The following is a 7,842-nucleotide window of genomic DNA, read 5'->3' on the forward strand; positions in this document are numbered from 1 at the left end:
GGACGAGATGAAGTCGGTGGTGCGCTACGCCCGCCATGCGCTGGACATCGAGGAGGTGCGCGAGCACATCCGCAGCGGCAAGCTGCCCACGCGGCTGGCACTCACCTGGCAGGGCCGCGTGTCCTTCGTGCTCAGCGACACCGGCCAGGTGCGCAAGATCGCCTTCCTCGACAGTGTGTTCGAAGGCCTGCCCAAGGTGGAAAAGGACGAAGCCTTCGAAGCCGATGCCGCCATCGCCACCGGCGAGCTGCGGCAGCTGATCCCCGACCTGGTGGAGGCCCTGGGCGGGGAGCATGCAATTTCGGCCTGAGCCCGGCGCCTGACGCGACCGGCCCGGCAGGTATGCTCGCCTGTTGCCCGCCCCCGATTGCCCTGCACCATGGCCCTGCTGTCACTTTCCAACGCCCATCTGGCCTTCGGCCACGTCCCGCTGCTCGATGGCGCGGGCTTTTCGCTGGAAGCGGGTGAGCGGGTCGCGCTGATCGGCCGCAACGGCGCCGGCAAGTCGTCGCTGCTCAAGGTGCTGGCCGGCCTGGAAAAGCTGGACGACGGCCTGCTGCAGGCGCAGCAGAACGTGCGCCGCTTCTATGTGCCGCAGGAGCCCGACTTCGCGGCCGGTGCCACGGTGTTCGAGGTGGTGAGCGAGGGCGTGGCCGAAGCCAAGGCCTTGCGCGCCCGCTACGAGGCGCATGAGCCCGGCGACGACCTGGACGCGATCCAGACCCGCATCGAGGCGCTGGACGGCTGGAACTGGGAACGCCGGGTGGACGAGACGCTGCAGCGCCTGCACCTGGACCCCGCGGCGGTGGTGGACGCGCTGTCGGGCGGCACCAAGAAGCGCGTGGCCCTGGCCCAGGCGCTGGCCGCCCACCCCGACGTGCTGCTGCTGGACGAGCCCACCAACCACCTGGACCTGGACGCCATCGTCTGGCTGCAGACGCTGCTCAACGAATGGGGCGGCGCGCTGCTGCTCATCTCGCACGACCGCGCCTTCATCGACGCGGTGGCCACCCGCATCGTCGAGCTGGACCGCGGCGTGCTGCGCAGCTACCCGGGCCACTTCAGCGCCTACGAGGCCACCAAGGCCCGCGAGCTGGAAGACGAAGCCCTGGCCAATGCCCGCGCCGACAAGCTGCTGGCGCAGGAGGAGGTGTGGGTGCGCAAGGGCGTGGAAGCGCGGCGCACCCGCAGCGTGGGCCGGGTGCAGCGGCTGCAGGCGCTGCGTGAGCAGCGCGCCCGCCGCCGCGAATCGCTGGGCCAGGTGAAGCTGGAAGTGGATTCGGGCGCGCCCAGCGGCAAGATCGTGGCGGAGCTGCGCGACGTCAGCCAGCGCTTCGGCGAGCGCACGCTGATCGACGGCTTCAGTGCCACCATCCTGCGCGGCGACAAGGTGGGCCTGGTCGGCCCCAACGGCAGCGGCAAGACCACGCTGCTCAAGCTCATCCTCGGCGAGCTGGAACCCACGCAGGGCAGCGTGCGCCGCGGCAGCAACCTGCAGGTGGCCTACTTCGACCAGATGCGCGCCGGCCTGAACCTGGACGCCACGCTGGCCGACACCATCAGCCCCGGCAGCGAGTGGGTGGAGATCGGCGGCCAGCGCAAGCATGTGATGAGCTACCTCACCGACTTCCTGTTTTCGCCCGAGCGCGCCAACAGCCCGGTGCGCACGCTCTCGGGCGGGGAACGCAACCGGGTGCAGCTGGCGCGCCTGTTCGCGTTGCCGGCCAACGTGCTGGTGCTGGACGAACCCACCAACGACCTGGACATCGACACGCTGGAGCTGCTGGAAGAGCTGCTGCAGTCGTACAGCGGCACCGTGTTCCTGGTCAGCCACGACCGGCGCTTCGTCGACAACGTGGTCACCAGCACCATCGCCTGGGAGGGCGACGCCAGGCCGGGCCTGTGGCGCGAGTACGAAGGCGGCATCGAAGACTGGCTGCAGCAGCGCAACCGGTCACGTGCGGTGTCGGCGGCCTCGGCGGCTGCAGCGGCTGCGGCCGCAGTGCCGGCTCCTGCGCCGGTGGCCGCGCCCACCGCCGCCAAGCCGGCGGCGCCGGCCCGCAAGCTCAGCTACAAGGAGCAGCGCGAGTTGGACGCCTTGCCCGCGAAGATCGAGGCGCTGGAAGCCGAGCAGAAGACGCTGGGCGAGCAGCTGGCCGACCCCGGCATCTACGCCCGCGAAACCCACCAGAAGGTGGCCGAGCTGCAGGCCCGCTACAGCGCCATCGACGACGAGTTGCTGGCCGCGCTGGAGCGTTGGGAAGCCCTCGGCGCACGCTGAGCGTCATGCTGCGCACTGCAGGCATCATGGCCGCATGAGCAGTTCCTTTCCCCCAGACACCCTCTTCGGCCTGCAGATCCCGCTGGCCGCCACCTTCGGCCTGCAGGGCGAAGCGGTGGGCGACGACCAGGCGCGCGTGCGCCTGCCTTTCAAGGCCGCGCATGCCAACAGCCGGGGCGATGTGCATGGCGGCGCGCTGTCGGTGCTGTTCGATTGCGGCCTGGCCGCGGCGGTGCGATCGCATGCGCCCACGCAGTTCGGCGTGGCCACCATCGACCTCAGCATCCACTTCGTGGCCGCCGCCCGTGGCGACGTGGTGTGCACCGCCCGCTGCGAGCGGCGCGGCCGCTCCATCAGCTTTGCGCGCGGCGAGGCACACGATGCTGAGGGCACCTTGGTGGCGCTGGCCACCGGCAGCTTCAAGCTGATCGAGCGCTGATCCACCGGCCGTGCCGGTGGCTTGGGGGCGAACTCAGCGCCCGCCCGTCGCCGCCGGGTGCGTGCGGCTGACGATCAGCCCGGCCTGCAGGTACAGCGCATTCAGCAGCCGGGCGGCGCGCACGCGGTCGAAGCCGGGCCATTCGGCCAGGTCGCGCAGGTTGATGGACTGGCGCTGCAGCCGCTGCACCGCGGCCAGCAGCGTGCCGCTGAGGCCCAGGTTGCGGAGGTCGGTGCCCGGCGAGATGCGGTAGGCCGCCTGGCCGGCGATCTCGGGCAGCAGCTCGTCGCGGGCGCCGCGCAGCGCCATGTCCCAGGTGAGCTGGGGCAGCGGGTGGTACAGGTGGCGGTCGCCCACCAGCGCGGCCTGCGGATCGCCCGGCGGCCGCAGCACCGCCGGCTCCACATGCATCACCCGCAGGTCGGACAGCCGGCCGCCCAGCAGCTCTTCCAGCGGCACCGGGCAGTGCGCCAGCTGCTGCGCCGGAAACACCGTGAGCGGCAGCACCTTCTCGCCGCTTTGCAGGTGCACCGCCAGCGAATGGCCGTGCCGCAGGCTGGCCGCGATGACCACCAGCACGTCGGCCTGCTGGCCGCTTTGCTCCACCCGCTGCAGGTCCATCATCAACGAAGGGCTGAGCGACGCGGTAAAACCAGGCACGCCTTCGCTGCGCTCGGTGAGCACAAGCTCGTCGAGGTACCGCTGGAAGTCACTCACCCGCATCAGGTCGGGTGCGCCAAAAGGCAAGGTTGATTCAAAAGTCACGATCCGCGCCGCGCCAAGGTGGAGGGCATACGCCCGCCCATGTTAAGCGCAGACCGCGCGCCCCGGCGGCCTCAAAGCAATGAACGCAACTGCCTCAGGCTGTCCCACAGCGCGGCGTTCTGCGCCGTCGCAAAGTTCACCCGCATCAGCGTGGTAGGCCGCGGCACGGCATGGAACAGCGTGCCCGGCGCCAGCAGCCAGCCGCGGTCGAGCATGGCCTCGGTCAGGCGCTCGGTGTCCAGGCCCGCATCCACCCAGCCGAACAGGCCCTGCGGCGGCGCCACGAAGCGAAAGCCCGCGTCCTCCGCCAGCCGCTGCGTGCGGTGGCGCGCGGCCTGCAGCCGCACGATCACCCGCTCGGCATGGCGGCGCAGCGAGCCTTGTTCCAGCGTCACCGCCAGGGCCCGCTCGGGCGCGGTGGGTGTGCTCAGCATGCCCAGCAGCTTGGTGTCGATCAGCCGGTCCACCATCGCCGGATGGGCGGCGATGCAGCCCACCCGCCAGTTGGGCGTCAGGATCTTGGAAAAGCCGGTGAGGTAGATGCTGCGCTGCAGGTTGTCCAGTGCCGACAGCCGCGGCACATGGGCCGGCGCCAGGTAGGCATACGTGTCGTCTTCCACGATGGTGAAGTCGCAGGCTTCGGCCAGCTTCAGCACCTGGTGCGCCGCAGCCAGCGACAGCATGGCGCCGGTGGGGTTGTGCAGCACCGAGACGGTGATGTACAGCCGCGGCCGATGCGCCTGCGCCAGCGTGCGCAGCACCTCCAGGTCGGGGCCCTGGGCGCCGCGCGGCACCGGCAGCACCCGCAGCCCCATGCGCGACAGGCGCGCGAACTCGATCGGCCAGCCCGGCTCGTCCACCAGCACCGCGTCACCGGGCTGGGTGAGCGTGCGGCACACGATGTCCAGCGCATGGGTGGCGCCCATGGTGGTGAGCAGCTGGGCCGGCGTGGCGGCGATGCCCACGTCGGCCAGCCGCTGCACGAAGGCCGTGCGAAAGCGCAGGTCGCCCGCCGGCTCGCCGTAGCGCAGCGCGCTGTCGTCGTCGGCCATCGCGCGCCGCATCGCGCCGTTGAGCAGGGGCAGGTCCAGCCAGTCGGGCGGCAGCGTGCCCATGCCGGGGCCGGGCGTGCCCACGCCGTGGAACATGCCGCGGATCATCGACGCCGCATCGGTCGGGCGGATGCGCGGTGCATGGGCCGCCGGCGGCGGCAGCGCGCGGCGGCCCGCCTGCGGCCCGCGCACGAAAAAGCCGCGCTGCGGCCGCGCTTCCACCAGGCCCTGGGCGGCCAGTTGGTCATAAGCCGCCACCACGGTGCTGGGGCTCACGGTGTGGCGGCGCGCGCATTCGCGCACCGAAGGCAATCGGGCGCCGGGCGCCAGCAGCTGCTGCTCGATGCGCTCGGCGTAGCGCGCCGCCAGCTGGGCGGCCAGCGTGGCTTCGCCATCGCGCGACAGGGCGTTGGGGGTCAACGGGGGCTCGAGCGGTGGCATGCGGCGGGGCTGGCTGTGCTGCCGCTGGCGACAGTACAGAAGGCAGGTGAGTTTGCTGCAGTGTACTGATACTGTGCTGGTGTGTGCCCCTAGACTGGGCTGCCCACCTTGGAGCGAATGCGATGAACACTGCCGCCCCCACGCTGCCGGTCACTCCCGCCGCTGCCGCCCACCGCGCCGCCGATACCGCACGCACCGCCGCCGCCGCGCGGCGCGGCTGGTGGCTGGGCCTGGCCGGTGTGCTGATGTTCTCGCTGAGCATTCCGATGACGCGGCTGGCCGGCGGCGACGTCACGCAGCCGCAGCTGCCGCCCGACTTCGTGGCCATCGGCCGCGCGGCGGTGGCCGGCCTGCTGTCCGCGCTGTACCTGCTGGCCACCCGCGCGCCGCGGCCGCAGGGCCGGCAATGGGGCCTGCTGGCCGTCAGCGCCGCCGGCGTGGTGTTCGGCTTTCCGTGGTTCAGCGGTTTTGCGGTGCGCCATGTCGAAGCCATCCATGCCTCGGTGATCAACGGCTTTCTGCCCCTGGCCACCGCCGTGGTGGCCGCCGTGTGGCTGCGCCAGCGGCCGGCGCCCGCCTTCTGGGGCTGTGCGCTGCTGGGCTGCGCGCTGGTGGTGGCTTTTGCGGCGGTACAGGGCGGTGGCCGGCTGCAGGCGGCCGATGGCCTGCTGCTGGCCGCGGTGGCGGCGGGCGCTGTGGGCTACGTGGGCGGCGCCCGCCTGGCCGCCCAGGGCCTGCGTGGCGAACATGTGATCTGCTGGATGCTGGTGCTGTGCCTGCCCATCACGCTGCCCTGGGCCATCGGCATTGCGCTGCAGCAGCCGGCAGCGCTGGCCGAGGCGCGGCCCGCGGCCTGGGGCGGCTTTGCCTACGTGTCCCTGGTGTCGATGTGGCTGGGCTTTTTCGCCTGGTATCGCGGCCTGGCGCTGGGCGGTACGCTGCGCGTGAGCCAGGTGCAGCTGGTGCAGCCCTTTGCCTCGATGCTGGTGGCCGTGCCGCTGCTGGGCGAGCGGCTGGACCTCGTCACCGTGCTGTTCGCGCTGGCCGTCATCGCCACCGTGCTGTTGGGCAAGCGCATGCCCGTCCACCCGCCGCAGGAGCCTGCACGATGAAAACGCTGGGACTGCTGGGCGGCATGAGCTGGGAATCCACCGCCGTCTACTACCGCCTGCTCAACCAGGGCGTGTCGCGCCGCCTGGGCGGGCTGCACAGCGCGCCGCTGCGCATCGCCAGCGTCGACTTCGCGCCCGTGGCGCAGTGGCAGAGCGCCGGCCAGTGGGCCGCCGCGGCGCAGCACCTCGGCGCGCTGGGCTCGGGCCTGTGGCGCGCCGGTGCGCAGGGCCTGGTGCTGGCCACCAACACCATGCACAAGGTGGCCGACACCATCGAAGCCGCCGCCGGCCTGCCGCTGCTGCACATCGCCGATGCCACCGGCGCGGCCATCCGTGCGGCCGGCCTGTCGCGCGTGGGCCTGCTGGGCACCCGCTTCACGATGGAAGACAGCACCATCGTCATCGACCGCCTGCGCCAGCGCAGCGGCCTGGAGGTGCTGGTGCCGCCGGCCGCCGACCGCGCGCGGGTGCATGCCGTCATCTACGATGAGCTGTGCCGCGGCGTGGTCAGCGAGGCGTCGCGCCAGGCCTTTCTGGGCGTGATCGACCGGCTGGCCGCCCGTGGTGCGCAAGGCGTCATCCTGGGCTGCACTGAAATCTCGCTGCTGCTGGACCCGGCCCGGCATGCGTTTCCGCTGTTCGACAGCACCGCCCTGCATGCCGAGGCCGCCGTGGCCTGGATGCTGGACGAACCCACCCCCACCGACCGAAAGCCCACATGACCTGGACCCTGGCCCGCCGCGCCGAGCGGCTCAACCCATCGATCATCCGCGAGATCCTGAAGGTGACCGAGCGGCCCGGCATCGTCTCGCTGGCCGGCGGCCTGCCCGCGGCCGAGGGCTTTCCGGTCGAGGCCATGCGCGAGGCCGCCGCCCGCGTGCTGACCGATGCACCCCAGGAAGCGCTGCAGTACGCCGCCAGCGAAGGCTTCGGCCCGCTGCGCGACTGGGTGGCCGCGCAACTGGCCACGCAGGGCATGAAGGTGGACGCCGACCAGGTGCTGATCACCACCGGCTCCCAGCAGGGCCTGGACCTGGCCGGTAAGGTGATGCTGGACCCGGGCAGCACCGTGGCGGTGGAGTCGCCCACCTACCTGGGCGCGCTGCAGGCCTTTGCGCCGTACGAGCCCGAGTTTCTGCCGGTGGACTGCGACGACCAGGGCCCGGTGCCGGCCGCGCTGCAGGCGGCGCGCGGCGCGCGCTTCCTGTACATGCTGCCCAACTTCCAGAACCCGAGCGGCCGCTGCATCGGCGCCGCGCGGCGCGACGCGCTGATGGCCGAATGCCTGCGCCTGGGTCTGCCGGTGCTGGAAGACAACCCCTACGGCGACCTGTGGTTCGACCAGCCGCCGGCCGCGCCGCTGGCCGCCCATGCCCCCGACCAGGTGCTGTACCTGGGCTCGTTCTCCAAGGTGCTGGCGCCGGGCCTGCGCCTGGGCTACGTGGTGGCGCCCAAGCCGCTGTACCCCAAGCTGCTGCAGGCCAAGCAGGCGGCCGACCTGCACACGCCGGGCTTCAACCAGCGGGTGGTGTACGAGGTCATCAAGGACGGCTTCCTCGGCCGCCACGTGCCCACCATCCGCGCCCGCTACAAGGCCCAGCGCGATGCGATGAAGGCCGCGCTGGAGCAGCACCTGCCCGCCGGCTGCCGCTGGCAGCTGCCCGAGGGCGGCATGTTCTTCTGGGTCGAGCTGCCCGAGGGCCTGGACACGCTGGCCCTGCTGCCCAAAGCGGTGGAAGCTGGCGTGGCCTA

8 protein-coding genes are annotated in these 7,842 nt (G+C 71.9%); 6 read left to right on the forward strand and 2 right to left on the reverse strand.

All coding sequences use genetic code 11. The features are described 5' to 3' along the window. The 3 genes from rdgC to ABNT58_RS06245 form a co-directional block, all read left to right on the forward strand. A partial coding sequence (rdgC, locus tag ABNT58_RS06235; protein WP_348752640.1) for a recombination-associated protein RdgC occupies positions 1-310 on the forward strand: 310 nt, incomplete at its 5' end. A 69-nt stretch (positions 311-379) separates the two neighbouring features. Then, positions 380-2,281, forward strand: coding sequence for an ATP-binding cassette domain-containing protein (locus ABNT58_RS06240; protein ID WP_348752641.1), 1,902 nt, complete (start codon positions 380-382; stop codon positions 2,279-2,281). A gap of 34 nt (positions 2,282-2,315) precedes the next feature. Further along, on the forward strand, positions 2,316-2,720 hold the full coding sequence (locus tag ABNT58_RS06245) for a PaaI family thioesterase (protein ID WP_348752642.1): 405 nt from the start codon (positions 2,316-2,318) through the stop codon (positions 2,718-2,720). 33 nt (positions 2,721-2,753) lie between these two features. On the opposite strand, the gene ABNT58_RS06250 is transcribed toward ABNT58_RS06245, so the two are convergent. Beyond that, positions 2,754-3,485, reverse strand: a complete 732-nt coding sequence (locus ABNT58_RS06250) for a hypothetical protein (RefSeq protein WP_348752643.1) — start codon at positions 3,483-3,485, stop codon at positions 2,754-2,756. A 71-nt stretch (positions 3,486-3,556) separates the two neighbouring features. Beyond that, positions 3,557-4,957, reverse strand: a complete 1,401-nt coding sequence (locus tag ABNT58_RS06255) for a PLP-dependent aminotransferase family protein (RefSeq protein ID WP_348752644.1) — start codon at positions 4,955-4,957, stop codon at positions 3,557-3,559. 143 nt (positions 4,958-5,100) lie between these two features. Here ABNT58_RS06255 and ABNT58_RS06260 point away from each other — a divergent pair, with 143 nt between their 5' ends. From ABNT58_RS06260 to ABNT58_RS06270, 3 genes are all read left to right on the forward strand, one after another. Beyond that, complete coding sequence (locus ABNT58_RS06260; protein ID WP_348752645.1) at positions 5,101-6,090, forward strand: DMT family transporter; 990 nt, start codon at positions 5,101-5,103, stop codon at positions 6,088-6,090. Further along, positions 6,087-6,812 carry an aspartate/glutamate racemase family protein gene (locus ABNT58_RS06265; protein ID WP_348752646.1) on the forward strand — a complete coding sequence of 242 codons (726 nt, stop codon included), beginning with the start codon at positions 6,087-6,089 and terminating at the stop codon, positions 6,810-6,812. Before ABNT58_RS06260 ends, ABNT58_RS06265 begins: the two co-directional genes overlap by 4 nt. Then, positions 6,809-7,842 (forward strand): PLP-dependent aminotransferase family protein (locus tag ABNT58_RS06270; RefSeq protein ID WP_348752647.1); only part of this gene is annotated, 1,034 nt, incomplete at its 3' end. The genes ABNT58_RS06265 and ABNT58_RS06270, both read left to right, overlap by 4 nt.

The organism is uncultured Aquincola sp. (assembly GCF_964001545.1).
Classification (GTDB): Bacteria; Pseudomonadota; Gammaproteobacteria; order Burkholderiales; family Burkholderiaceae_C; genus Aquincola.

Coding starts and splice junctions, on each gene's coding strand:
- ABNT58_RS06240 (WP_348752641.1), top strand. CDS start 380: ATGGCCCTGCTGTCACTTTCCAACGCCCATCTGGCCTTCGGCCACGTC.
- ABNT58_RS06245 (WP_348752642.1), top strand. CDS start 2,316: ATGAGCAGTTCCTTTCCCCCAGACACCCTCTTCGGCCTGCAGATCCCG.
- ABNT58_RS06260 (WP_348752645.1), top strand. CDS start 5,101: ATGAACACTGCCGCCCCCACGCTGCCGGTCACTCCCGCCGCTGCCGCC.
- ABNT58_RS06265 (WP_348752646.1), top strand. CDS start 6,087: ATGAAAACGCTGGGACTGCTGGGCGGCATGAGCTGGGAATCCACCGCC.